The organism is Lysobacter sp. DMC104, assembly GCF_056313665.1.
Genome location: NZ_JBQUZW010000004.1, coordinates 62,465 through 88,365, shown reverse-complemented (window position 1 = coordinate 88,365; position 25,901 = coordinate 62,465). Strand labels below are relative to the sequence as shown.

Below are 25,901 nucleotides of genomic sequence, written 5' to 3'. Positions count from 1 at the left end.
CGACCTCCTCCGCGATGGTGCGGAGGAGGTCGCCGGAGCGATCAACGCGGGTCAATCACTTCGGCTGCACGACCGTGATCGTGGCCGGCACGGACTTGCCGACGCCGCGCAGCTGCGGCCGGTACATGTCCTCGACCAGCGACGGCGGCACGGTGTAGGTACCCGGCGTCACCGCGCGCACGAGGTAGAACACGCGCGCGGTCGAACCGGCGTCGAGCTTCACCGCGGCGACGTAGCGGTCGTCGCGATACTCCTCGTGCTGCACTTCGGCGGCACTGCCCCGATCGGTGATCTCGATGCCGTCGACCACCACGTCGGCCCACTGCTTCTCGTCGCCAAGGTTGAAGTTCTCGATTTCGAGGCCCGCCGGCAGCAGGTCGGTGAGCAGCGCGTCGGGCATGGCTTGGTCGGCGGTGATGCTGACCGAGACGATCAGCGCCTCGCCTTCGGCGATCGGGCCCGGCTTCCACGGCTTGCCGTCGGTGGTGTACCACTTGCGCTCGATGCCGATATTGCTCTTGTCCTCCGCCGGCGCCGTGCGCGGCACGCCCGCGACTTCGAGACTGGCGTACAGCGGCGACGCGCTGCCGGCCACGGGCTCGAAGCGGAAGCCGCGCGAGAGCGTGGTGAAGTCGACGCGACGGCTCTGCATCCGGCGCGCATCCACCGCATCGGCGGTATCGCCCAGCTTCCACGTGCCCGACACGGTCTTCTTCTGGTCGGCCAGCAGCGCGCGGCCGACCCGCGCCAGCGCCACCTGCTCCTGCGTGCTCAGCCAGAACCAGTGGTAGCCGCGGCGCACGTCGAGCGCCTTGCCGAGGTCCAGCACCTTCGCGTCGTTCTCCGGATTCGGCATGCCGCGCTCGTGGGTGAGCGCGATCATCAGCGCGGCGTCGCGGATGTCGCTGCTGTAGTCGCCCAGGTACTCGTAGCGGTTCTTCGCCGTGTCGAAGTCGAAGCCCGCCTTGATCGCCTTCGCACCGCGCGCACGGTCGCCCTGCAGCGACAGCGCGAGCCCCAGGTGCACCAGCGACAGGCCGTTCATCGCCTTGCCGCGGTCGTTGTCGTACAGCGCGCGCAGCGTGCCGAGCGGCGCCCGGTTCACGCGCGCAAGCACGTAGCCGGCATGCGCCTGGTACGCGAACTTCAGGTGCTCGCGATGCTCCTTGCCATAGAACTCGTTGCCGCCGGCCAGCAGGTCCTCGCTCAGGCGCTGCAGCGACTTCTGCAGCATGGCGTCCGGCACCGCAAAGCCCGCCTCGCGCGCATCCAGCAGGAACTCGACGATGTACGGCGTCAGCGCCGGATTGACGTAGCTGTCGTCGCCCCACATCGAGAAGTGACCGTTCGACACCTGCATCGCGGCCAGCCGACCGAACGCGCCTTCCATCCGCGCCTTGCGGGTCGCGGCGTCGAGGCCCTTGGCGTCGAGCATCTTCGCGGTGTCGGCGTCCATCACCAGCGCGGCGTAACCCTTGCTCGTGGTCTGCTCGGCGCAACCGTACGGGTAGTCGAGCACGCCCTGCAGCGCACTGGCGAAGGGAATCGGCGGCAGTGCGCTCACCGTCATCTGCGCATTCACCGAGCCGGGCATCAGGCCTTCGGCCATGTCGGCGCCCATCGCGATCGGCACGCCTTCGGCCATCGTCACCGAACGCGCGCGCAGCACGCTGGGCCACGCCGGACGCACCGGCATGTCGAAGCGGCGATCGACCTTGAAACCGTTGCCGTCGACGCGCACGCGGATCTTCGCCGTGGTGTAGCCCTCGCCCGCCGACAGCGGGAAGGTCAGCGTGGTCTTGCCGCCCGCACCGAGCTTCGCCGTGCGCGCGCCTTCACCGATGGTCAGCGGGCCGATGCCGTCGACCTGCACCGCGAAGCTGCCGGGCTTGCCGGTGAAGTTGGTGAGGTCGAGCGTGACGTTGCTGCGGTCGCCCGGCGCCAGCACGCGCGGATAGCTCGCTTCGGCGACGATCGGCGCCTGCACGATGATCTCGCTGTCGGCGTTGCCGTAGCGCTGGGCGGAGTACGCCAGCGCCGAGACGCGCAGCGTGCCGTTGAAGTCGGGCACCTTGAGCGGGATGCGCGCGATGCCCTTGGCGTCCAGCTTCACCGGACCGGAGAACAGGTCGACCGTCTGCACCTTCGAGGTGGGACGACGCGCCTGCGCCAGCGGCTGCAACGCCATGTCGCCGCCGAAGCGGATCTTGCCGATCTCGCCGTCGAGGCTTTCGATCACGCGACCGTAGATGTCGTAGGCGTCCACGCCCAGGCGACGCTGCGCGAAGAACTGCTTGTTGGCATCCGGCACCGGGAAGCGGGTGATGTTGAGGATGCCCACGTCCACCGCGGACACGGTGACGAACGCTTCCTGGCCGGCCAGCTTCGGCACCGCGACGGTAGTGGTCAGCGTCTGCTCGGGGCGCATCTGCTTCGGCAGCGACAGCCCGACCTCGACCCGACGATCGCTGCGATCCATCGGCACGAAGGCCACGCCCACGGCGCGCGCCGGGGTGATCTTGTTCGACGCGCTGCCGCCGCGGAACACCAGCGCGGTGACGTAGACGTCGTGGCGTTCCCAGTCCTTCGTCACCGGGATCTCGAACGTGCTGCCGCGCTTGACGTCGATCTCCTGCACGTACAGCAGGTGGTCGGTCTCGACCATCAGCAGGCCCTTGCCTTCGTGCGGCGGCGTCAGCGTCGCCTTCAGCGTGTCGCCGGCGTGGTACGCGGTCTTGTCGAGCGCGACCTTGACCTTGTCGGGGCGTGCGTCGAGGCCGCGGTTCTCGTCGTCCCAGCTCCAGCCAGCATTGAACGGATAGCGCGTGGTCAGGCCGGTCACCGGATCGAGCACGTCGATGCGGTAACCGCCCCACTCCACCGGGAACGCCAGGCGCACCGGCGTCACGCCGGCGTCGATCATGCGGGTCTCGACGTTCTCGAAGCGCGAGGTGAAGTCGAAGTCCCAGCCCTCGTCGTCATCGTAGTTCCAGTGGTAGTCGCGATGCTCGCGCACCAGCGTCACCTTCAGGCCCTTCGCCGGGCGCGGCTTGCCGTCGGCGCCCACGCGCAGGAACTGGAAGCCGGCGTCGGTGTCGCTGTCGGCGCCGTCCTTGTCGTCGAACAGCGGGCGCACGCCGACGATGGCATCGGCCGGCCACAGTACGCGCTTGAGCGAGCGATCGACGCTGCGGCCGCCGGTCTCGAACAGGCTGCCGGACACGATCGCGGCGATCGGCGACTGCGGTTTGGCTTCGTCGGGCAGCGCGATGTCCTCGCTGAGCTGGCCCTTGTCGTCCAGCGTGGTGTCGACGACGTCCTTCGCGTCCTTCGGCAGGCTCATCGTCGGATCGCCGAAGAAATAGCCGGGCAGGTTCTCGATCGGATGCTGTTCGACCGCCACCGCCAGCTTCGCGGTGAAGCGGTTGCCGGCGGCCGGCGCGCCATAGAGGTAGGCGCCGGTCGCTTTCAGCGTCAGCGGCTGGCCGGGCTTGAGCGTGGCCGTCGCGGTGTCGAGGTCGAGCTTCATGCGCTCGGGCAGGAACTCTTCGATGCGCAGGGTCATGCCCTGCACGGCCTCGGCGCTGGCGGGGTCGGTGCGGAATTCGACCTGCCAGCGTCCGGTCGGGGCTTCCTGCGGGATGAGTTTCTCGAAGCGGTAGTAGCCCTGCGCGCCGGCCTCGATGCGGCTCTCGACGAAGGGCTTGCCGTTGGGCTGCTTCAGGCGCACGAACAGCGGCTGCGCCTTGTTGCCCTTCATCGGCACCGGCTTGCCGTCGTTGTCGCGCAGCAGCGCGGAGATGCGGACGATTTCACCCGGGCGGTACAGGTCGCGGCCCGACCACGCGAACACGTCGAACCACGCGGATTCGCGGCCGCTGACGGCGAATTCGGACAGGTCCAGCGCCGGCTGGTTGAACGGCAGCATCGACACGTCCTTGCCGCGGCGCGCGACCAGCACCTGGCTGGCGTCGAGCTTGTAGTTCAGCAGCACGTTGCCGTTGCGGTCGGTCTGGCCCTTCAGCGAAGTCTCGCCCGCGGCGTTGAGCACCTGCAGGTCGACGCCGGAAATGCCCGAGCCGTCCTGCAGCGAGGCCGTGTGCACGAACAGTTTGTCCTTGTAGGCGCGGACGTGCAGGCCGATGTCGCTGACGGTGAAGAACGTGGTTTCGTACTGTTCGCCGAACTGGCCGGTGCGCTTCATCACCGCGAAGTAGAGGCCCGGCTCCTGCAGTTCCTCGATGTCCTGGATCGGCAGGTAGGTGACCATGCGCTCGTTGCGCTTGCCGCCCAGCACGAACCGGTTGGTGTAAACCGGCTCGGCCAGCTTCTCCAGCGGCGTCTTGCCGTCGTATTCGCTGTCCAGTTCCCAGCCGCTGCGGCGACCGCCGCGCTGGTATTCGCTGAAGAACTGCGGCAGCGACTTCTCGCGGACGCGGAGGAATTCGACGTCGACCTCCGGCACGTTCACCGACACCACCGGCAGGCCGCGGCTCTCGCGCGCCGGCAGCACGCTGCCCTGCGAGGCGAAGCCGACCGCGGGTTTCAGTTCTCCGGTGTAGACCTTCAGCTCGGCGTCGCGGCCCAGCGTGGTGCCGTCGGCGGCGGCCAGCTTGCCGGAAATCTTCAGCACGTAATCGGTGTTCACCGCCACGTACGGGTAACGCAGGATCTTGCCGCTGTCGTCGAGCTTCCAGCCGCTCTTCTCGGTCGGCGGATGGTCGAACGCGATCAACTGGTCGAAATTCTGGGTGCCGACCACCGGGCGTGAGAACTCCAGCGCCACCGACAGCGTGTCGCCGTCCTGGTCCGGGTACGCCCGGAGGACGGCGAAAGTCTTCGTCTCTTCATGCTTGGCCTGGATGGCCTCGCCGCTCACTTCGGGCAGCTGGCCCTTGGCCTTGTCGCCGCACCCCGGCAATGCCACCAGCAGCACTGCCAGCCCCGCACCCGCCGCCCACTTCCCCACCAACCCGCGAACCCGACCCACCAACCCGAACCGCGACGAGCGACACATATGGCCTCCTGGATGTTGGGCGGAGTATAGAGAGCTTTCAGAGTAACGGATCACTTTTTCTGAACATTTTTTTGACTTTTTTTTAACTTTAACGGAAGCCAACCGGGTCGGCGCAAACCGTGGCCGCTCCGACAGGGTATCGCCGTAAGGCTTTGATTTCGTGATCGTCTCCACCGCTTGTCGGAAGGGGGCATGTGGCCCGGATTCCGTCTCGCCCGGAGACATGACACGCGCGGATACTGGCCGGGCGAGGCCTTCTCGCACCATGCCTCCGCCTCCCGCCTGCGGTTTCGGCCGGCGGCTTGCGGACGGACGCATGGACAAGGAACAGGCGCGCCGGACTCACGGCGCGTCCATCGCCCGGGACACCGGGCCCGCCACCATGGAGTGTTGAATCATGATGATCCTTCCACGCCGCCGGGCGATGCTCGCTTCGGCGGTTGCCCTGAGCCTCTGCGCCCCCGCGGCCATGGCCGCCACCCGCACCGACCTGCACGCCGCCGACACCGGCGGTGTCGCCCAGCGCAATGCCGCCCTCGCCAAGGCCGCCGCCGCCGACACCGTGCACACCCGCCACGAGCGCGCGCTCGGCCTCGACGCCGATTCGCGGCTCGTCCTGCTCGACCGCAAGTCGACGCTCGGCGTCCGCAACCATCGCTACCAGCAGACCTTCCGCGGCATTCCCGTGTTCGGCGAGCAGATCGTCGTGTCCGAAGACACCTCTGGTCACGTGCGCACGCTGTTCGGGCAGAAACTCGACGGCCTTGCCGCGCAGATCCCGGCCGGCAGGCCGCGACTGGCCGCGACCCGCGCGCTGTCGATCGCCAAGAGCGCCGGCCTCGGCAACCGCGTCGGCTTCATGCGCACGCGCGACGAGATCGCGCCGCTGATGATCCACGTCGACGATGCCGGCCGCGCGCGCAAGGCGTACGTCGTGACCTACTTCGCCGACAGCGCCCGCGGCGGCTCGCCGATGCGGCCGACGGTGATCGTCGATGCCGAGACCGGCCGCGTGCTGAAGCAGTGGAACAACCTGCAGACCGCGCTCATCGGCACCGGCCCCGGCGGCAACGCCAAGATCGGCCAGTACGAGTACGGCACGAACTACGGTTACATGGACGTCGCGCAGTCGGGCAGCACCTGCACGATGAACAACGCGAACGTGAAGACCGTGAACCTCAACCACGGCACGTCCGGCACCACGCCGTTCTCGTACACCTGCCCGCGCAACACGGTGAAGGTGATCAACGGCGCGTACTCGCCGCTCAACGACGCGCATTACTTCGGCGGCGTCGTGTTCAACATGTACCAGGCGTACATCGGCAAGGCACCGCTGACCTTCCAACTGGTGATGAAGGTCCACTACAGCTCGAACTACGAGAACGCGTTCTGGGACGGCACGTCGATGACCTTCGGCGACGGCGCCGGCACGTTCTATCCGCTGGTGAGCCTTGACGTGTCGTCGCACGAGGTCTCGCACGGCTACACCTCGCAGAACTCGAACCTGACGTATTCGGGCCAGTCGGGCGGCATCAACGAGGCGTACTCCGACATCGCCGGCGAAGCGGCCGAGTACTACATGCGCGGCAGCAACGACTTCAAGGTCGGCTACGACATCTTCAAGGGCAGCGGCGCGCTGCGTTACATGTACAACCCGCCGCTCGACGGTCGGTCGATCGACAATACCGCGAATTACACCGCTGGTCTCGACGTGCACTACAGTTCGGGCGTCTACAACAAGGCGTTCTACAACCTCGCGACCAAGCCGGGTTGGAACACGCGCACCGCGTTCCAGGTCTTCGCGCGTGCGAACGATCTGTACTGGACCGCAAGCACCGACTTCAACCAGGGCGTCTGCGGCGTGCAGACCGCGGCCGCCAACTACGGATACAGCGTGTCGGACGTGACCGCGGCGTTCACGGCGGTCGGCGCAGTCTGCCCGCAAGGGGCACCGGGCCCCGACATCGTCGGCATCGCGAGGATCGGCGCGTCCGGCAAGACCGAAGTGCATACGCTCAACGGTGCAGCGGGCTACCAGAACTTCTCCGCCCACATCGCCACCGCGCTGCACCAGACGGGCAACGACGGCGCATGGGCGTTCGCACTGGGCGACTACAACAAGGACGGCGTGCTGGATCTTTATGCCGTGAAGAAACAAGGTGGTTCCAACACCACCGAGGTCCATGTGCTCAACGGCGCCAACGGCTACCAGAGCTTCCTGGTCAACACCACGACCGCGCTGCACGTCACCGGCACCGACACGACTTGGATGTTCGACCTGGGCGACTACAACCGGGACGGCACGCTGGACCTGTACGCGATCAACCGCGTCGGCGCATCGGGCAAGACGGAAGTGCACGTGCTCAACGGCGTCGGCAATTTCCAGACGTTCCTTGGCCATCATGCGACCGCACTTGGACAAACCGGTACCGATGGCAATTGGGTCTTCAAGGTCGGCGACTACAACAAGGACGGCTACGCGGATGTCTACGGCATCTTCCGTCTTGGCGCATCGGGCACCACTGAAGTGCATGTGCTCAACGGCGCCAACGGTTACCAGAATTTCCTGCTGCATACTGCCACTGCGCTGGGCCAGACCGGCACGAACGGCGCATGGCGCTTCGCCCTCGGCGACTACAACCGCGACGGTACGACCGATCTGTTCGCAATCAGCAAGCTCGGTGCTTCGAACACGACCGAAGCGCATGTGCTGAACGGCGCTGCCGGGTTCCAGAGCTTCTCGCTGCACACGGCGACGGCGCTCAGCCAAACCGGAAGCGACTACGCCTGGGACTTCCTGATCAAGCCCTGACCTAGTGCCACAACGCGACAGGCCGCCTCGCGGCGGCCTGTCGTGTCTGCGTCGTGCAGTGTCGATCGGAAACCTCGATCAGGCTCCGGCCTCCGGCGATGGCACGACCGGAACCTCCGCCGCTTCGTCCTCGTCCAGCGACGCATCCAGACGCTCAAGCGCCTGCAGCGTTTCGCCTTCGGCCAGGCGCATCAGGGTGACGCCCTGCGTGTTGCGGCCGACCTGCGAGATCTCGGCCGCGCGCGTGCGCACCAGCGTGCCGCCATCGGAAATCAACAGGACTTCGTGATGGTCGCTGAGCTGGATCGCGCCGACCAGCAGGCCGTTGCGCTCGCTGGTCTTCATCGCGATCACGCCCTTGGTGCCGCGGCCCTTGCGCGGGAAATCCTCCACCGACGTGCGCTTTCCGTAGCCGCGCTCGCTGGCGGTGAGGATGTCGCCGTCGCCGTCGACCACGACCAGGCTCACCACTTCCGAACCACTCTCGACCTGCGCGTCCGCGGCATCGGCCTCGCCGTCCTGCGCGCCGGACTCGTCGGCCTCGGCATCGCCCGGGGCGACGAGGCGCATGCCGCGCACGCCGGTCGCGGTGCGACCCATCGGACGCACCAGCGATTCGGAGAAGCGCGCGACGCGGCCGTTCGAGGCGAACAGCATGATGTCGCGCTCGCCGTCGGTCAGCGCGGCACCGACCAGCGCGTCGCCGTCGTCGAGGTTGATCGCGATCTTGCCGCGCGCCAGGCGGAACGCGAATTCGGTCAGCGGCGTCTTCTTCACCGTGCCGTTGCGGGTGGCGAAGAACACGTAGTGCTTCTCGTCGTACTCGCGCACCGGGACCACGGCCTGGATCTGCTCGCCCGGTTCCAGCGCCAGCCAGTTCACGATCGGCCGGCCGCGCGCGTTCGGACCCGCATCCGGCAACTGGTGCACCGGCAGCCAGAACACGCGGCCGCTGCTGGTGAAGGTCAGCAGCGTGTCATGCGTGTTGACCAGCCACAGTTGGTCGATGAAGTCCTCGTCCTTCGTCGCGGCGGCATTCCGGCCCTTGCCGCCGCGCTTCTGTGCGCGGTACGCCGTCACCGGCTGGCGCTTGGCGTAGCCGGCGTGCGACAGCGTCACCACCACGTCTTCCGGCGCGATCAGGTCGAGGATGTCGAGGTCTTCCTCGCTGGCGCGGATCTCGCTGCGGCGGTCGTCGCCGTAGTCGCGCTTGACCTCCAGCAGTTCGTCACGGATCACTTCGCGCAGGCGATCGGGGCTTTCGAGGATCTCGATCAGGCCGCGGATGGCCTCCAGCAGTTCGCGGTATTCCTCGGTCAGCTTCTCCTGCTCCAGCCCGGTCAGGCGGTGCAGACGCATCTCGAGGATTTCCTTGGCCTGGATCTCGGTCAGGCGATAGCTGCCGTCGACCAGGCCCACGCCGGCGGGCAAGTCGTCCGGACGCGACGCATCGCTGCCGGCGGCCGACAGCAGGCTCGCCACCAGGCCCGGCGCCCACGTGCGCGCGAGCATGCGCTCGCGGGCTTCGTTCGGATTCGCCGACGACTTGATCAGTTCGATCATCTCGTCGATGTTGGCCAGCGCGACGGTCAGGCCTTCGAGGATGTGGGCGCGGGCGCGGGCCTTGCGCAGTTCGAAGATCGTGCGGCGCGTGACCACTTCGCGGCGGTGGCGCACGAAGGCTTCGAGGATCTGCTTGAGGTTCAGCAGCTGCGGGCGGCCGTCGACCAGCGCCACCATGTTGATGCCGAACACCGACTCCATCGGCGTCTGCGCGTAGAGGTTGTTGAGCACGACCTCGGCCGACTCGCCGCGCTTGACCTCGATGTAGATGCGCATGCCGTCCTTGTCGGACTCGTCGCGCAGCTCGCTGATGCCTTCGAGCTTCTTTTCCTTCACCAGCTCGGCGATCTTCTCGATCAGCCGCGCCTTGTTGACCATGTACGGGATTTCGGTGACGACGATCGCCTCGCGACCGTTGTCGGCCACTTCGACGTCGGCACGGGCGCGCATGCGCACGCGGCCGCGACCGGTGCGGTACGCCAGATGGATGCCGCCGACGCCGTTGATGATGCCCGCGGTCGGGAAATCGGGGCCGGGGATGTGCTGCATCAGCCCGTCGATGTCGATCTCCGGCTCGTCCAGCAGCGCGACGGTGGCGTTGATCACTTCCGAAAGGTTGTGCGGCGGGATGTTGGTCGCCATGCCGACCGCGATGCCGGCGGAGCCGTTGATGAGCAGGTTGGGCACGCGGGTCGGCAGGACCGTCGGCTCCAGTTCCTTCTCGTCGTAGTTCGGCTGGAAATCGACCGTGTCCTTGTCGATGTCGGCCATCAGCTCGTGGCTGAGCTTCGACATGCGCGCTTCGGTGTAGCGCATCGCCGCGGCGTTGTCGCCGTCGATCGAACCGAAGTTGCCCTGCCCGTCCACCAGCATGTAACGCAGCGAGAACGGCTGCGCCATGCGCACCAGCGTGTCGTACACCGCGCTGTCGCCGTGCGGGTGGTACTTACCGATCACGTCACCGACGATACGCGCCGACTTGTAGTAGGGCTTGTTGCTGTGCGCGCCGAGTTCGTTCATCGCGTGGAGCACGCGGCGGTGCACCGGCTTGAGGCCGTCGCGCACGTCCGGGAGCGCGCGGCCCACGATCACGCTCATGGCGTAATCGAGATAGCTGCGGCGCATCTCGTCTTCGAGATTGACGGGGATGATTTCCTTGGCGGGCTCGGTCATTCAGACGTCTTCGGCTGGTTGGCGGCGAGGCGTCGCGGACGCCGCTGCCGGATGACCGCGACCCCTTGCGCCCCCGGTGACGAGGTGGGCGGCGCATGGTGGTCGGCGGACGGCGCGCGAGGTCTCGCGCGAAAGCGGAATTGTATCACGGAGCGACACCCGCGAGGGCGCTTTTCCATTCCCGAACAGGGACTTGCGCGCGCCTGAAGGACGTCTCGCGAGACGATCGATCAGTGGCCGAAGAAGGTCTGCATCGACACCCGGTTCGGGCGCTCGATCGCGCCGCGCTCGGTGACGATCGCGTCGATCAGCTCGGAAGGCGTGACGTCGAACACCGGGTTCCAGGCGTTGATGCCGTCGGCCACGGTGCGCACGCCGCCGACGCCGAACAGCTCGCCCGGATCCCGCTCCTCGATCTCGATCTTGCTGCCGCTGGCGGTCGCCATGTCGACCGTCGACGACGGCGCGACGACCATGAACTTCACGCCGTGGTAGCGAGCGGCGATGGCGAGCTGATACGTGCCGATCTTGTTCGCGGTGTCGCCGTTGGCACAGATGCGATCGGCGCCCACGATCACCCACTGCACCTGCCCGGTCTTCATCAGGTGCGAGGCCGCGGCGTCGGCGATGAGGGTGGCGTCGATGCCGTCCTGCTGCAGCTCCCATACCGTCAGGCGCGCGCCCTGCAGCCAAGGCCGGGTTTCGCCGGCAAACACGCGCTCGATCCGACCCTGGGCGACACCCGCGCGGATCACGCCCAGCGCAGTGCCGAAGCCGGCGGTCGCCAGCGAACCGGTGTTGCAGTGGGTCAGCACGCCGCTGCCGCGGGCGATGAGCTGGGCGCCGAGACCGCCCATCTTGCGGTTGGCGGCGAGATCCTCGCTGGCGATGGCCTGCGCCTCGCGGAACAGCGCCGAACGCCAATCGTCGCCGCCGATCGTCAGCGCGCGGCGCATGCGCTGCAAGGCCCACGCGAGGTTCACCGCGGTCGGACGCGCGGCGTTGAGCTGCTGCATCACCGGTTCGAGCTTGGCCGCCGCGTCGGCAGCGGAGATCTCGATGCCGCCGGCAGCATCGAGTTCACGCGCCGCCAGCACCACGCCCCAGGCCGCGGCGATGCCGATCGCCGGCGCGCCGCGCACGATCAGCGAATGGATGGCGATGGCGACCGCTGCGCTGTTGCGGCAGGTCGCGTATTCGACCGCGAACGGCAACTTGCGTTGGTCGAGCAGTTCCAGTGCGTCGCCCGTCCACCGGATCGGACGAATGCGGTCGTAACGACCGTAGTCGATGGCTTTTGTCATCGGGCCATTTTAGCGGTGCCGGATGCGCGAAGACCCGGTCATGGACCGGGTCTTCGGATGGATGCGACGGAATTCCGGATTCAAGGCGTGATCTGGCCCGGTTCGCCGGCGGCGTTCTCCTGACGCTGGCGGAGACGGGGATGGTCGCGCGGCGCTTCGGCCGGCGGTGCGGGCTCGGCCGGACGCGGCGCTTCGACGGCGGGACGCCCCGGCGGATCGATCTGGGCGATCCGGACCGGCTGCGCGGGCTGCGCCGCCCGGGCGTGGGGCCGCGGAGCAGGCCGCTCGGCGACGGCGACCGGACGCTCGGCCGGGCGCGGCTGCTCGACGTCCATGCCCGGGCGCGACGGCGGCTGTGGATCGGGGTTCACGAAAACGCCCGGCGGACGATCATTGCCGCCCGGCGGCGGACCCGGCGGCGGCTGCCAGCCGCCATTGCCGCGATGACCGCTGCGCTCCACGACGAATTCGCCGCGGCAACCACCGGTCACCCATACGCCATTGCCGCTGCGGCCCCAGGTCCGGCCTTCGATGCACGGTGTATCCGACAGCTGACGGAGGAGGCGGATGTCGCCGCGACGACCGGAGGCGAGATTGCAGGTGCGGCTGTGGTTGTCGCGCGACTCGCAGCGGACCAGATCGTTGCCGCCGTAGTTGCCGTAACCGCCGTTTCCGTAATAGCCGCCGTTGCCGTAGCCGCTCTGGAACAGCGCACGGCATCCGCCGCTGACCCACACGCCACGCGAGTCGCTGCCCCAGGTTCTGCCGCGCACGCAGGGCGTGTTCGACAACTGGCGAACGAACCGCGCGTTGCCGTAGCTGTTGCAGCGCGTGGTGCGGTTGTCGCGCGATTCGCAGCGGAACAGGCCATCACTGGCGTAGGTGTTGCCGTAGCCGTAATCGCTGCCGTAGTAGCCGCTGCCGTAATCGTCGTCGCCATAGCCGTAGCCGGAGACATCGAACTCGGCGCGGCAACCGCCGGACACCCACAGCCCCTGGTAATCGGTGCCCCAGGTGCGGCCACGGATGCAGGCGCTGTCGGAGAGCTGGCGCACGAGCTGCGCATCGCCGCCGGAAGTGCCGCAGCGGGTCATGCGACCGTCGCGGGATTCGCAGCGCACCACGTTGCCGTAGCCGTTGCCGTTGTAGCCGTAGTTGCTCCACTGCGCCTGCGCCGGCAGGGCGCCCAGCCCGGCGAGCAGCACGGAGGAGACCAGAACGAAAGCGTTGCGCATGGCGTCATCCCCTTGATGAGTGGCCCCACTGTAGCTTTGCCGCATGAATGGCCGGTCAATTTTTCCGGGAAGTTCCCCGGCCGAACGCGCAATATTCAGGTAAACGGTTTCAGGCAAGGCGAGCTCAGGACCGGAAGAAATCGAAGGCGACGGTGTCGGCGATCCGGTCCGTGCCGAGCAACGCCATCAGCAGGCGCTCGATGCCCAGTGCAACCCCCGCGCAATCCGGCAGGCCGGCCGCCATCGCCGCGAGGAGGCGATCATCCAGCGGCGGGCATGCCGTGCCGCGTGTGCGACGAATGGCCTCATCGCGTTCGAAGCGCGCCCGCTGCTCGGCGGCATCGGTCAGTTCGTGATAACCGTTTGCAAGTTCCAGCGATCCGAGGTAGAGCTCGAAGCGCTCGGCGACCGGCGGATCGTCACCCTCGCCCGCCCGCAGCTTCGCCAGCGCGCACTGCGACGCCGGCCAGTCGAGCACGACCAGCAGCGCCTCGGCGGCGAAGGCCGGCTGCAGCCGATGCGTCATCAGCAGATCGAGCCAATCATCGCGGTTCAAGCCTTCCGGATCGATGCGCACGTCGCCGAGTGCGGCCTGAAATTCGCGTTCCGTTGCGAGGAACGGGTCGAGCCCTAGCCGGTCGCGGTAGAGATCGCGGAACGTGGTGATCGTGACACCCGCGTCGCGCCCGACGAGCGCCAGCGCCGCGCGCACCAGCGCCACGGTCTCATCGACCAGGCGCAGGTGGTTCCAGCCGACGCGATACCACTCCAGCATCGTGAATTCGGGATTGTGGCGCCCACCGGCCTCGCCGTCACGGAACACGCGGCCGAGTTCGTAGCAATCGCCGATGCCCGCGGCGAGCAATCGCTTGAGCGGGAATTCCGGCGACGTGCGCAGCCAGCGCGTGCGCGGCCCGCCTTCGGTGCGCCCGGAGAATTCGAGCGAGAACGAGGCGATGTTGACGTCGGTGTTGCCCGCGGCGGACAGCACCGGCGTCTCGACCTCCAGCACGTCGCGTTCGGCGAAGAACGCACGGATCGTCGCGTACAGCCGCGCGCGCAGGCGCAGCGCGTCGAGGCCGGCGGTCGGCCGCCAGTCGCTCATGCCGCGCCGTGTTCGGCGAGGAACGCGAGCAACTTCGCCTCGTCCCAGATCTCGATGCCGAGTTCCTGCGCCTTGGCGAGTTTGCTGCCCGCGGCTTCGCCGGCGACGACGAGATGCGTCTTCTTCGAGACGCTGCCGGCGATCTTGGCGCCCAGCGCTTCGAGCTTCGCGCCGGCCTCGTCGCGCGACATCGCGGACAGGCCGCCGGTGAGCACGACGGTCTTGCCTTCGAGCGGGCCGGCCGGCGCGTCGTCCGATTCCGGCACGCGTGCGAGCAGCGTCGCGAGCGCGTCGCATCCACGCGCGAGCAACTGCGCATGTGCCGGATCCTCGCGCCATGCGACCAGCGACTGCGCGGTCTCGGCCGGCAGGCCGGCGGTCACGAAGGCATGCTCGGGCGCATCGCGCACCGCCGCGACGTCCGCGAATGCGGCCGCAAGCTGCTCGGCGCGGATGCGGGTGATCTTCGGGATTTCGAGGTCGGCCAGCAGCGTCGCCGGCGTCAGCTCGGGCCGCAGTTTCGGCGGCGGCGCATGCGTGTCGGCGATGCGCACGCCGCGTTCGAGCAGCGCGTCGATCACCTGCTGGTTGCCGGGCTGATCGAAGAAATGGCCGAGCGCGCGCGCGACTTCGCCGCCGATGTCGGGCACGCGCTTGAACAGCGGCCACGGCAGATGGCGGATCAAGTCGAGATCGCCGAACCACGCCGCCAGCGACTTCGCGGTGCTTTCGCCGACGTGCTCGATGCCGAGCGCGAACAGGAAGCGCTCCAGCGTGGTCGTGCGGCTGTGGTCGATGGCCTCGATCAGGTTTTCGGCCCACTTGGTCGCGACCTTGCCGGCCTTCACCGTCTCCGGCGTGGTGCCGTCGCGTTCGTCCGCCTCGCGCTTCATGCGCAGCAGATCGTCGAGCGTCAACCGGTACAGGTCGGCGACCGACTGCACGAAGCCGAGGTCGCACAGGTCCTCGACGTAGCGATCACCCAGGCCTTCGATGTCCATCGCGCGGCGCGAGGCGAAGTGGCGGATCGCTTCCTTGCGCTGTGCGGCGCAGGTGAGTTCGCCAGAGCAGCGCCACACCGCTTCGCCTTCCTCGCGCACGATCTCGGAGCCGCAGACCGGGCAGGCGTCGGGCATCTGCCACGGCTGTGCGTCGGGCTTGCGATGCTCGGGCACGACGCGGACGATCTCGGGGATGACGTCGCCGGCGCGGCGCACGATCACGGTGTCGCCGACGCGCACGTCGAGGCGCGCGATCTGGTCGGCGTTGTGCAGCGTCGCGTTGGTCACGACGACGCCGGCGACCTGCACCGGCTTCAGCCGCGCGACCGGCGTGGCGGCGCCGGTGCGGCCGATCTGGATCTCGATCGCCTCCAGTTCGGTCGACTGCTCCTGCGCCGGGAACTTGTGCGCGATCGCCCAGCGCGGCGCGCGCGAGACGAAGCCCATTTCGCGCTGCCCGGCGTAGTCGTCGAGCTTGTAGACCACGCCGTCGATGTCGAACGGCAGCCGGTCGCGCTTCTCGCCCATGCGGCGGTAGTAGCCGAGCAGACCTTCGGTACCGGTGACGACGTCGCTTTCGGCGCTGACCGGGAAGCCCCATTCGCGCAGCCGCTGCAGCGTCGCCGAATGCGTCGCCGGCAACTGCACGCCTTCGACCACGCCGACGGCATAGGCGTAGAACGCGAGCGGCCGCTGCGCGGTGATGCGCGGATCGAGCTGGCGCAGCGAACCGGCGGCACCGTTGCGCGGGTTCGCCAGTACCTTGCCGCCGTCCTTCAGCGCACGCTCGTTGTAGGCACGGAACGCGGCCAGCGGCATGTAGACCTCGCCGCGCACTTCCAGCACGTCGGGTGCGTCGTCGCCGCGCAGATGCAGCGGCACCGCCTTGACCGTGCGCAGGTTGGCGGTGACGTCCTCGCCGGTGCTGCCGTCGCCACGGGTGGCGCCGCGCACGAACGCGCCGCGCTCGTAGCGCAGGCTGATCGCGAGGCCGTCGAGTTTGGGCTCGACCGAGAACACGGGATCCGTGCGATCGAGGCGCTCCTCGATGCGACGCACGAAGTCGGCGACTTCCTCGTCCGTGAACGCGTTGCCGAGCGACAGCATCTGGATTTCGTGGCGCACTTCCGCGAACGCCGACGACGGCGCATTGCCGACGCGCTGCGTCGGCGAGGTGGCGTCGGCACATTCCGGATGCTCGGCTTCGAGCGCCTGCAGCTCGCGCATCAGCCGGTCGTACTCGCTGTCCGGGATCGACGGATCGTCGAGCACGTAATAGCGGTGGTTCGCGTCCTCGATGCGGCGGCGGAGGTCGGCGATGCGGTGGGCGGCGTCGGTCATCGTGCGCTCTCGTGGTCCGGGCGGCACCCGCCACTGCGGCGGGCGGAACCGGAGGATCGTCTCATGCGGTCGTCGCAGGCGACGCGACGGTGCGGCGAAGCGGATTGGTAGAGCGGCCTTCAGGCCGCTGATCCACGGCAGCAGTTGTAGCGGCCTGAAGGCCGCTCTACCGAGAAGGAACTACCAGCGGGTGTTCTTCGAGATCGGCGGCGCTTCGTGCTGGCGATCGTAGGCGCGCAGCTCGTCGCGCAGGTGCGCGATGCGCTGGCGGCCGATCGCGTTGCGCGATTCGTCCAGCACCACGCCGTCGAGCAACTCGGCCATGCGCTGCGCGGTCGGCAGCATCTTTTCCCAGGCGTCGAGCGCGGGGATCGGCGCCGGCAGCGTGAGGAAGAACGCGATCGCCGGCGTCTCCAGCGACTGGATCTCGGCCATCTCGAAACTGCCGGGCTTCTTGATGTTGGCGACGCTGAAGATCGGCCCGCCGTCGGCGCGGCCGTCGGCGAGGCGGTGGAACACGTTCATGTAGCCGTAGCTGAGGCCGGCCTTCTCGGCGGCGACGACGATGTCCGGCCCGCGCAGCACCTGGCCGGCGCGCGCGGCGACGTACAGGGTCACGATCTTGTCGAATTCCTCGCGGTCGCGCTTGCCGACCTCGGGGCCGGACGGCGGCGGCGCGGACGGTTCCGGCGGCAGTTCGTCGCGCAGCACCGGGCCGCCGAGGTCGATCGACTGCGGCGGCGCGCCGGCGTCGAGCCGCGGCTCGCTGCGGCCGCCGCGCTCGTCGCGCACCTTGCGGCCCTGCCCCGGCTTGCGCGGGCGGCCGAACACGTAGATCGCGCCCATCAGCAGCAGACCGGCGACGACGATTCCAATTCGCAGCATCCAGATGTCGGACATCGGTGGGGACCTCGCGGAAGAACGTTAGGCGGCGCCGGCCAGGCGCGCGGCTTCGGCCAGATCGACCGACACCAGGCGGCTGACGCCGGGCTCGCGCATGGTGACGCCGCTGAGCTGCTGCGCCGCCTCCATGGTGGATTTGTTGTGGGTGACGAACAGGAACTGCACCTGCTGGCTCATCTCGCTGACCATCGCCGTGAAGCGGCCGACGTTGGCCTCGTCCAGCGGCGCGTCGACCTCGTCGAGCAGGCAGAACGGCGCGGGATTCAGCCGGAAGATCGCGAACACCAGCGCGACCGCGGTCATCGCCTTCTCGCCGCCGGACAGCAGCGAGATGTTCGACACGCGCTTGCCGGGCGGACGCGCCATGATCGCGACGCCGGTGTCGAGCAGGTCCTCGCCGGTGAGTTCGAGGTAGGCGTGGCCGCCGCCGAACAGGCGCGGATACAGCTCCTGCACGCCGGCGTTGACGCGGTCGAAGGTGTCCTTGAAGCGGCCGCGGGTCTCGCGGTCGATCTTGCGGATCGCCTCTTCCAGCGTCTCCAGCGCGGTCGAGAGATCGGCGTCCTGTGCGTCGAGGTATTCCTTGCGCTGCGCGGCCTCGGCGTGTTCCTGGATCGCGGCGAGGTTGACCGGCTCCAGCCGGCGCAGCTTCGCGTCGAAGTCGGTGACGATCTTCTCCCACGCGGACGGATCGGCGTCCTCGGCCAGCGTGTTCAGCACGTCCTCGACCACGAAACCGGCGGACGTCACCGCCTCGGCGAGCTGGTCGGCCTTCAGCGACAGCGCCTGCTGGTCCAGCCGGCGCTGCGCGATCTTCTCGCGCTGGGCCAGCGACTGTTCGTCGCGCTGGTGGCGGGTCTGCTCGAAGCCGCGCAGATCGTTGTCGATGCCGTCGAGCGCGGCGCGCGCGGCGGCGAGATTCTTCTCGGCGATGACGCGCTGCTCCAGCGCGACCTGGCGCTGCTCGTCCAGCGCCACCACCGGTGCATCGCCATCGGACAGTTGCGAAGCCAGTTCACTGAGCCGGCTGTCGAGCTGCCCACGCTGCCCGCCCATGCGCTCCAGCGCCTGCGCCAGCGCGACGACCTGCGCGCGCTGCGATTCGAGGTTCAGCGCCAGCGCGTGCGCGGCGTCGCGCGATTCGCGCGCGGCCTGGCGCGCGGCGTCACGGGCGTCCGCGAGCGTGCGGCGCTCGGCTTCGAGCTGCTGGCGCGCGCCTTCGAGTTCGCCCATGCGCTCGACCGCTTCTTCCAGCCGCGAACGTGCGTCCTTCGCCTGCTGCGCGGCGGTGTCGATCGCTTCGATCAGCTGGCCGAGGTCGACGTCGATCTTGGCGATGCGGTTGCGTGCGCTGTCGAGCCGGCCCTGCTGGCTCTGCAGCTGGCCGGCGAGTTCGGAGACGTTGCGGTGCGCCATGTACAGCGCGCGCTGGGCGTCCTCGCGCTGCTGCTCGGCGGCGAGCATGCGGTCGCGGAACGACGCGATGGTCTGGTCGAGCGCGGCCTCGCGCTGTTGCAGCGCCTCGATCGTGGCGCGCAGCTCCTGGATCTCGCGCTCGCGCAGCAGCGCGCCCTGCTTGGCGGCGCCGGAGCGGCTGACGCGCACCCAGCCCTCGCCGAGGCGTTCGCCGCTGCGGGTGATGACGGATTCGCCCTCGCCGAGCCGCGCCTGCAAGGCGCGCGCGTCGGCCAGCGTCTCGGCGACGTGCAGCTTCGCCAGCAGGCGACGGATCGCCAGCGGGCCTTCGACCTTCGCCGCGAGCGAGGTCGGCGCGAACGCGGCGTCGCCATCTGCGGAGGCGACCAGCGCGAGGCGGCCTTCGCCGAGGTCGGACAGCGCTTCGACCAGGGTTTCCGGCGATTCGATCAACACGCCTTCGATCAGCTGGCCCAGCGCGCTTTCGACCGCGAATTCCCAGCCCGATTCGACGCGCAGCGCTTCGCCGACGCGGGTCGCCGAATCCAGCCCGCGCGCCTTCAGCCAGGTCATGGCGGCGCCCTGCTCCTGGCCCAGCGCGGCGTTCTGCAGCGCTTCGAGCGAGGACAGGCGGCCGCGCGCGGTCTGCGTCTGCTTGCGCACGTCGGCCAGCTCGGCCTGCGCGTTGCGCACCTGGTCCTGCAGGTCGACGACGGCCTGCTTGCGCGCGTCGAGGTCGAGGTTCAGCCCGTCGAGCGCGGCCTTGCGCTCCTCGTGCTGGAGTTCGATGCCGGCGAAGGTCTCGGCCAGCGCGTCGAGATCGAGCGCGGTGCGTTCGCCGGTCAGCTGTTCGCGGCGGCGTTCGGCGTCCAGCGACTGGCGGTCGAGGTAGTCGACGCGGGTGCGTTCGACTTCGGCGGCGCGCGAGGCCTCGGCCTGGGCGCGGCTGAGCTGGTCCCAGCGCTGCTGCCAGTCGGCGAGCTTCGCTTCGGCGTCATGCAACGCCTGCTGGCGGTCGGCGTCGGCGTCCTTCAGCGCTTCGAGGCGCGGCTCGGCGTCGTCGATCTCGGCACGCAGGGTGTCGAGGCGCTGCTGGTCGTGTTCGATGTGCAGGCCGATCTCCGACAGCGCCTGCTGCGCCTCGTCGCGGGCGCGCTGGAGGCGCTGCGAGAGTTCCCTCTGGTGCGCGATCTGCTGTTCCAGCCGGGCCAGCGTGCCGCTCACCTCGTAGCCTTCGGCCTGCGCCTTGCTCAGCGCCTCGGCGGCGGCCTCGCGGCTGGCGCGGCCTTCCTCGATGCGGCGTTCGGCTTCGCGCTGGTCGGCGATGATCTGCTGGAGGCGCGTCTCTTCCTGCGACAGCTTCTCGCGCAGGCCGCGCAGGCGGTTGTCGAGCACGCGGAATTCCAGTGCCTTCCACTCCGCGTCCTTGATCCGGCGATCGGCCTGGATGGCCTGGTACTGCTCGGCCTGGCGCGCCTGGCGGGCGAGATGCTGCAGCTGCTTGCCCACTTCCTCGCGCAGGTCGTTGAGGCGGTCGAGGTTCTCGCGGGTGTGGCGGATGCGGGTCTCGGTCTCCTTGCGGCGCTCCTTGTACTTGGAGATGCCGGCGGCCTCTTCGAGATAGACGCGCAGTTCCTCGGGCTTGGCCTCGATGACCTGCGAGATCATGCCCTGCTCGATGATCGAGTAGCTGCGCGGGCCCAGGCCGGTGCCGAGGAACAGGTCGGTGATGTCGCGACGGCGGCACTTGGTGCCGTTGAGGTAGTAGTTGCTCTGGCCGTCGCGGCTGACGGTGCGCTTGACCGAGATTTCGTTGAACGCGGCGTATTCGCCGGTGATGGTGTGGTCGGCGTTGTCGAAGATCAGCTCGACCGCGGCCTGCGACACCGGCTTGCGCGCCGAGCTGCCGGAGAAGATCACGTCCGTCAGCGAGTCGCCGCGCAGGCGGCTGGCCGCGCTCTCGCCCATCACCCAGCGGATGGCGTCGATGATGTTCGACTTGCCGCAGCCGTTCGGCCCCACGACGCCGGTCATGTTGGTCGGCAGGTGCAGCGTGGTCGGGTCGACGAAGGACTTGAAGCCGGAAAGCTTGATCGTGGAAAGACGCATGCGCTGACGGAAACTCCACCGGCCCGACCGGATGGACCGGCGCTGGCGCAGTCAGGGATTCGGTTGAAGAACGAGCGCCAAGCGATTGATTTCGCTGGCGACGAGGCGAGAAAAGAACCGCGCCGTCACCGCAGTATATAGAACGCTGCGACGCGGGAAACTCACCCCGCCGCCGACAGCCTCGCCCCGGTCGCGGCGTCGAACACGTGCAGCCGGCCCGGAGCCGTGCGCAGCCCGACGCTGCCGCCCGGCGCCACCGGCAGGTCCGGCGCGAACCGTGCCACCAGCGCCTGGCCGCCGCAGCGCAGGTAGGCGAAGGTCTCGCTGCCGACGCGCTCGACCACTTCGACCTCGGCCTCGAACGCCGGCGCCTCGCCGGGGGCGCAGGGCAGCAGGTGCTCGGGGCGCACGCCGACGTCGACCTCGCGCCCCGCCCAGCCCGGATCGCCCGCCAGACCCGGCAGCGGCAAGGTGCGGCCGTCGGCCAGGGTCAGCAGCGCCCCGCCCTCGCCTGGCGCCAGCCGGCCGTGCAGCAGGTTCATCGCAGGGCTGCCGAGGAAAGTGGCGACGAACACGTTCGCCGGCGCGTGGTACAGCGCCATCGGGGTGTCGATCTGCTGGACCTCGCCGTCGCGCATCACCACGATGCGCTGGCCGAGGGTCATGGCTTCCACTTGATCATGCGTGACGTACACCATCGTCGCCCCGAGGCTGCGGTGCAGCCGCGCGATCTCGGTACGCATCGACGCACGCAGCTTGGCGTCGAGGTTGGACAGCGGTTCGTCCAGCAGGAAGACCTTCGGTTGCCGCACCAGCGCCCGGCCCAGCGCCACGCGCTGGCGCTGGCCGCCGGACAGCGCGGCGGGCTTGCGCTGCAGCAGCGGGCGAAGCTCGAGCCGATCGGCGGCGGCTTCGATGCGCGCGGCGATCTCGGCCTTCGGCATGCCGCGCAGCGTGAGCCCGAACGCCAGGTTCTCGGCCACGGTCATGTGCGGGTACAGCGCGTAGCTCTGGAACACCATCGCGATGTCGCGGTCCTTCGGCGCGACATCGTTGACCACGCGATCGTCGATCCGCAGGGTGCCGCCGCTGATTTCCTCCAGCCCGGCGATCATCCGCAGGAGCGTGGACTTGCCGCAGCCCGAGGGGCCCACCAACACCAGCAGCTCGCCGTCGGCGACCTCGAAACCGGCGCCGTGCACGGCGACGTGGCCGTCCGGGTAGACCTTGCGGAGTCCATCGAGCGTGACCGTCGCCATCGGCAATCCTCATCGGGGAAGCGGCGCCGACGCGACCGCGGGCGGCTTGCGTCCGGGACATCGGCCTCAGGGCGTGCAATGTAACCGTTTTCATGATGCCATCGCCACGGGCACCGGGGAACCCCGGGAAGGCCACGTCCCCGCCGGCGCGATCAGCCGGCGCGGATCGCCTTGATGTCGCGATCCGCCGCCCAGGCGAGCACGTCCTCGCGACGCAGCGCAGTCGCCATCAGGTCCGGGAACTGGTCCGGGGTGCAGGCGAACACCGGCGCACCGAGCGCGGCGAAGGCCTCGGCCATGCGGGCGTCGTAGGCCGGACGGCCGTCGTCGCTGAGCGCGAGCAGCACGATCAGGTTCACGCCCTGCCGCACCAGCCCGGCGGCGCGGGCGAGCAGTTCCTCGCCGTTGCCGCCTTCGTACAGGTCGGAGATCAGCACCAGGTGGGTCTTCGCCGGGCGCTCGATCCGTTGCTCGCAGTACGCCACGGCCTGGTTGATGTCGGTGCCGCCGCCGAGTTGCACGCCGAACAGCACCTTCACCGGATCGGCCAGTTCGTCGGTCAGGTCGACGATCGCGGTGTCGAAGCAGACCAGCCGGGTGCGCACCACCGGCAGCGACGCCATCACCGCGGCGAAGATCGAGGCGTAGACCACCGAACTGGCCATCGAGCCGGACTGGTCGACGCAGAGCACGACCTCGTCGAGATCGACCAGCCGGCGCTGGTGGCGCATGAAGCCCAGCAGCGTCTCCGGCACCACGGTGCGGAAGGCCGGCTGGTAATGCCGCAGGTTGGCGCGGATCGTCCGCGGCCAGTCGATGTCGGCGTGGCGCGGGCGGCGCGTGCGCCGGGCCCGGTTCACCGCGCCGCGCACGGCCTCGGCGGTCTTGCGTTCCAGCCGGCGCATCAGATCGTCGACGACCTTGGCGACGACGATGCGCGCGGTCTCCAGCGTCTTCTCCGGCATGATCGAGCGCAGGCTGATCAGGTCGGCGACCAGGTGCACGTCGGCCTCCAGCGCGGCGAGGAATTCCGGCTGCAGCAGCATCTGCTTCAGGCCCAGCCGCTCCAGCGCATCCTTCTGCACCACCTGCACCACCGGCCCGGGGAAGAATTCGCGGATGTCGCCCAGCCAGCGCGAGACCCGCGGCGCCGAGCGCGACAGCGAACCGCGGCCCTTCTCGCCGCCGGCATCGGCGTCGTAGAGCGCCGACAGCGCGGCGTTGAGGCGGCGATCGGATTCCGACAGCGACGCATCGTCCTGCCCGAGCATCAGGTGCCAGCGCCGCCCGCGGTCGGCCAGCGTGGCGTCGTCGATGCCGTCGTGCCCCGGCGGCGTCGGGTCGTCTAGTGCGGCCATGACGGCATCTCCCCGCGCAGCAGCGTCGACAGGCGCCCGCGTTGCGCTTCCCAGTCCTCGAACAGGCCTGCATCGAACCGCTCGGCGCCGCCGCCGGCCGCGCGCGGGCGCAGGATGCGATCGAGCAGGCGCTTGCGTTCGTGTGCGTCGAGTTCCGAGAAAACGCGGCGGAACAGCGGCAGCTGCGCCTGGAACACGTCCGGCGCGAGCCCCAGCAGCCAGGCGTCGACGATCGCCAGCAGCGCATCGTCGTGCAGCAGGCGCTTGGCGCCCTGCTCGAAGAAGCCCTCGAAGAACCGCGCCGCATCGGCGGTGGCGACGCCGGGCGACAGCATCCGCTGCATCAGCGTGCGCAGCGCCTCGGCATCGATCCGCTCGGCGGCGTACAGCAGGCGGCAAGCCAGGCCGCAGACGCGACGGTCGCTCTGCGTCTCGCCCGCAACCTCGTCGAGCGCGCGCCACCAGGTCTCGACGATCGCGGGATCGGCTTCCGCCAGATCGAGCGACGCCTGCGTGCCCTGGATCGCACGGCACAGCGCTGCGGCCTGTTCGGCATCGAGATGGCGCGCGGCGTACGGCAACGACAGCGCAGCCTGCACCAGCAGGCGTTCGATCAGGCCGCCGACGCGATCCAGCGCCAGCGCACGGGCGCTGCCGTAGCGGCGCAGCGCGATCAATGCCGGCAGCGCTTCCAGCAGTTCGCGGCACTCCTGCGCATGGCCGGCGCGTTCGTCGAGCAGCGCCAGCCCGGCATCGACGGCGTCCGGCAACTGCGCTTCGAGACAGGCGTGGATCAGTTCGACCAGCGCATCGAGGCCGGCGGCGGCGCGCATGCGCTCGGCACTGCGCGCAGCGGCGGCGCGGGCGATCGTGGGTCCGTGCGCGAGGTGCTCGACCAGGCGCACCGCGAATTCCGGCTGCCACGCGAGGGTCCAGCGTTCGCGGAAGGTGCCGCGGCTGCGGCCGGCGTCTTCGGCCTTGCCCCAGTCGACGTCCAGCAGGCGCAGCCGGTGCAGCAGGGTCGAACGCTCGGCGCCGCTGTCGGTGCGCAGGTCCAGCGCGAGTTCGCGCGGCAGCGCCTCGGGCTTCAGCCGCACCCGCTTCTGCTGGCGCTGAAGATCCTCCAGCAGCGGCATGAGCGGCGTGTCCGGCGGGATCGCGCCGACCTCGCGCCCCAGCAGCAGTGCATCGGCGTGCCGGTCCCACGGCAGCGATTCGCCGCCGCAGACGCAGGCCACGACGGCGTCGCGGATTTCCTCGAAGCCGGCGCGCGGACGGCCACGCAGCGCGGCGAGCGCGGTCGCCATGCGCACGGTCTCGATCACCGACGCCGTGGACACCGGCAGCCCCGCGGCGCGGAAGGTGCGCGCCACCGAGACGACCCAGCGCGCGGTGCCGCTGGGCTGGTCGCCGTGTCGCCACAGGTGCGCGTACCAGCGCGGCGCGGCGACGCCGGCGCCGTAGCCGCTGGCGTAGGCCAGCCGCGGCGAGGTCCACGGCACCCAGGTGCTCTGCATCCGGCGCTTCGGCAACCCGGCAAGCAGCGCGCGATCGTCGCCGGCGCGATGCTTCGCGCGCAGCGCCGGCACGTGCCATGCGCCGCAGACCACGGCGATCGCGCCATCGGTGTCCTTCGCCGCCGCCGCGATCGCCAGGCGCATGTGCGCCTCGCGCCGGCGTTCATGGCGCGAGATGCGCGGATGCCGCTCGCGCAGCGTCGCCATGATCTCGGCGACGGCCTCGAACGCATGCAGCGGATCGCGATCGTCGGTCGCGCTCTCGATCCAGTCGTTCCACCAGGCCTCGCCGTCCTCATAACCGGCCGCTTCGGCGATGGCGCCGATCGGATCGATGCGCAGGCGGGCATCGTCGTCATCGTCCGCGTCATCACTGGCCGCTACATCATCTGGCGCGGTCTCGCCCGCGAGCGCACCCGGCTCGCCGTCGCCCTCGCCCGCCGCCACGGCGTCGTCGGCGCGCTTCTGCGGGCGCAGCGACACCGGCAGGTCGATGAACGCGACCGGCACGCCGTTCGCGATCGCCCAGCGCACCGCCTGGTATTCCGGCGAGAACTCGGCGAACGGATGGAACACGGCATCGTCCGGCGCGTCGACCGCATGCGACAGCAGCGCCACCGGCGGCCGCATCGCCGGATCGGCCAGTGCCGGCAGCAGGTCGCTGGCGTCGGCCGGGCCTTCGATCAGCACCCGCGCCGGACGCAGCGCATCGAGCGCGTCGCGCAGCCTGCGCGCCGACCCGGGGCCGTGGTGGCGGATGCCGAAATAGTGCGGCGTGGCGGGCATGC

General features: G+C 69.3%; 12 protein-coding genes. 1 reads left to right on the top strand and 11 read right to left on the bottom strand.

Annotated elements, in window-relative coordinates; genetic code table 11:
• Positions 1-55: 55 nt before the first annotated feature.
• Positions 56-5,017 carry an alpha-2-macroglobulin family protein gene (locus ACT53R_RS07240; RefSeq protein WP_476171184.1) on the bottom strand — a complete coding sequence of 1,654 codons (4,962 nt, stop codon included), beginning with the start codon at positions 5,015-5,017 and terminating at the stop codon, positions 56-58.
• 397 nt (positions 5,018-5,414) lie between these two features.
• On the opposite strand from ACT53R_RS07240, the gene ACT53R_RS07235 reads away from it, so the two are divergent.
• The gene (locus ACT53R_RS07235; RefSeq protein WP_476171183.1) at positions 5,415-7,829 is read left to right on the top strand and encodes a M4 family metallopeptidase; all 2,415 of its coding nucleotides are present in this window, start codon (positions 5,415-5,417) and stop codon (positions 7,827-7,829) included.
• A 78-nt stretch (positions 7,830-7,907) separates the two neighbouring features.
• Here ACT53R_RS07235 and gyrA read toward each other — a convergent pair whose 3' ends face one another.
• From gyrA to ACT53R_RS07185, 10 genes are all read right to left on the bottom strand, one after another.
• Positions 7,908-10,565: a DNA gyrase subunit A gene (gene gyrA, locus ACT53R_RS07230; protein WP_476171182.1), complete on the bottom strand. Its 2,658-nt coding sequence runs from the start codon at positions 10,563-10,565 to the stop codon at positions 7,908-7,910.
• Positions 10,566-10,795: 230 nt separating this feature from the next.
• Complete coding sequence (gene mtnA / locus ACT53R_RS07225; RefSeq protein ID WP_476171181.1) at positions 10,796-11,869, bottom strand: S-methyl-5-thioribose-1-phosphate isomerase; 1,074 nt, start codon at positions 11,867-11,869, stop codon at positions 10,796-10,798.
• Positions 11,870-11,949: 80 nt separating this feature from the next.
• Entirely contained in the window at positions 11,950-13,104 is a 1,155-nt protein-coding gene (locus ACT53R_RS07220; RefSeq protein ID WP_476171180.1) for a DUF3011 domain-containing protein, read from the bottom strand.
• A 124-nt stretch (positions 13,105-13,228) separates the two neighbouring features.
• The gene (gene epmA, locus ACT53R_RS07215) at positions 13,229-14,209 is read right to left on the bottom strand and encodes an EF-P lysine aminoacylase EpmA (protein ID WP_476171179.1); all 981 of its coding nucleotides are present in this window, start codon (positions 14,207-14,209) and stop codon (positions 13,229-13,231) included.
• A complete protein-coding gene (gene ligA, locus ACT53R_RS07210; protein ID WP_476171178.1) occupies positions 14,206-16,551 on the bottom strand; it encodes an NAD-dependent DNA ligase LigA in 2,346 nt (781 codons plus the stop codon). The genes epmA and ligA overlap by 4 nt, the downstream gene beginning before the upstream one ends.
• Before the next feature lie 180 nt (positions 16,552-16,731).
• Positions 16,732-17,451, bottom strand: a complete 720-nt coding sequence (zipA, locus tag ACT53R_RS07205) for a cell division protein ZipA (RefSeq protein ID WP_476171177.1) — start codon at positions 17,449-17,451, stop codon at positions 16,732-16,734.
• A gap of 24 nt (positions 17,452-17,475) precedes the next feature.
• Complete coding sequence (gene smc, locus ACT53R_RS07200) at positions 17,476-20,979, bottom strand: chromosome segregation protein SMC (protein WP_476171176.1); 3,504 nt, start codon at positions 20,977-20,979, stop codon at positions 17,476-17,478.
• 161 nt (positions 20,980-21,140) lie between these two features.
• Positions 21,141-22,238, bottom strand: coding sequence for an ABC transporter ATP-binding protein (locus ACT53R_RS07195; RefSeq protein ID WP_476171175.1), 1,098 nt, complete (start codon positions 22,236-22,238; stop codon positions 21,141-21,143).
• A 152-nt stretch (positions 22,239-22,390) separates the two neighbouring features.
• Positions 22,391-23,596 (bottom strand): VWA domain-containing protein, encoded by a 1,206-nt coding sequence (locus ACT53R_RS07190; protein WP_476171174.1) that lies wholly within the window; start codon positions 23,594-23,596, stop codon positions 22,391-22,393.
• Positions 23,584-25,899 carry a DUF5682 family protein gene (locus ACT53R_RS07185; RefSeq protein WP_476171173.1) on the bottom strand — a complete coding sequence of 772 codons (2,316 nt, stop codon included), beginning with the start codon at positions 25,897-25,899 and terminating at the stop codon, positions 23,584-23,586. Before ACT53R_RS07185 ends, ACT53R_RS07190 begins: the two co-directional genes overlap by 13 nt.
• Positions 25,900-25,901: the final 2 nt, after the last annotated feature.

Bases quoted from the DNA above. Each gene is read 5' to 3' on its own strand.
- ACT53R_RS07240 (WP_476171184.1), bottom strand. From the start codon at position 5,017: ATGTGTCGCTCGTCGCGGTTCGGGTTGGTGGGTCGGGTTCGCGGGTTG.
- ACT53R_RS07235 (WP_476171183.1), top strand. From the start codon at position 5,415: ATGATGATCCTTCCACGCCGCCGGGCGATGCTCGCTTCGGCGGTTGCC.
- gyrA (WP_476171182.1), bottom strand. From the start codon at position 10,565: ATGACCGAGCCCGCCAAGGAAATCATCCCCGTCAATCTCGAAGACGAG.
- mtnA (WP_476171181.1), bottom strand. From the start codon at position 11,869: ATGACAAAAGCCATCGACTACGGTCGTTACGACCGCATTCGTCCGATC.
- ACT53R_RS07220 (WP_476171180.1), bottom strand. From the start codon at position 13,104: ATGCGCAACGCTTTCGTTCTGGTCTCCTCCGTGCTGCTCGCCGGGCTG.
- epmA (WP_476171179.1), bottom strand. From the start codon at position 14,209: ATGAGCGACTGGCGGCCGACCGCCGGCCTCGACGCGCTGCGCCTGCGC.
- ligA (WP_476171178.1), bottom strand. From the start codon at position 16,551: ATGACCGACGCCGCCCACCGCATCGCCGACCTCCGCCGCCGCATCGAG.
- zipA (WP_476171177.1), bottom strand. From the start codon at position 17,451: ATGTCCGACATCTGGATGCTGCGAATTGGAATCGTCGTCGCCGGTCTG.
- smc (WP_476171176.1), bottom strand. From the start codon at position 20,979: ATGCGTCTTTCCACGATCAAGCTTTCCGGCTTCAAGTCCTTCGTCGAC.
- ACT53R_RS07195 (WP_476171175.1), bottom strand. From the start codon at position 22,238: ATGGCGACGGTCACGCTCGATGGACTCCGCAAGGTCTACCCGGACGGC.
- ACT53R_RS07190 (WP_476171174.1), bottom strand. From the start codon at position 23,596: ATGGCCGCACTAGACGACCCGACGCCGCCGGGGCACGACGGCATCGAC.
- ACT53R_RS07185 (WP_476171173.1), bottom strand. From the start codon at position 25,899: ATGCCCGCCACGCCGCACTATTTCGGCATCCGCCACCACGGCCCCGGG.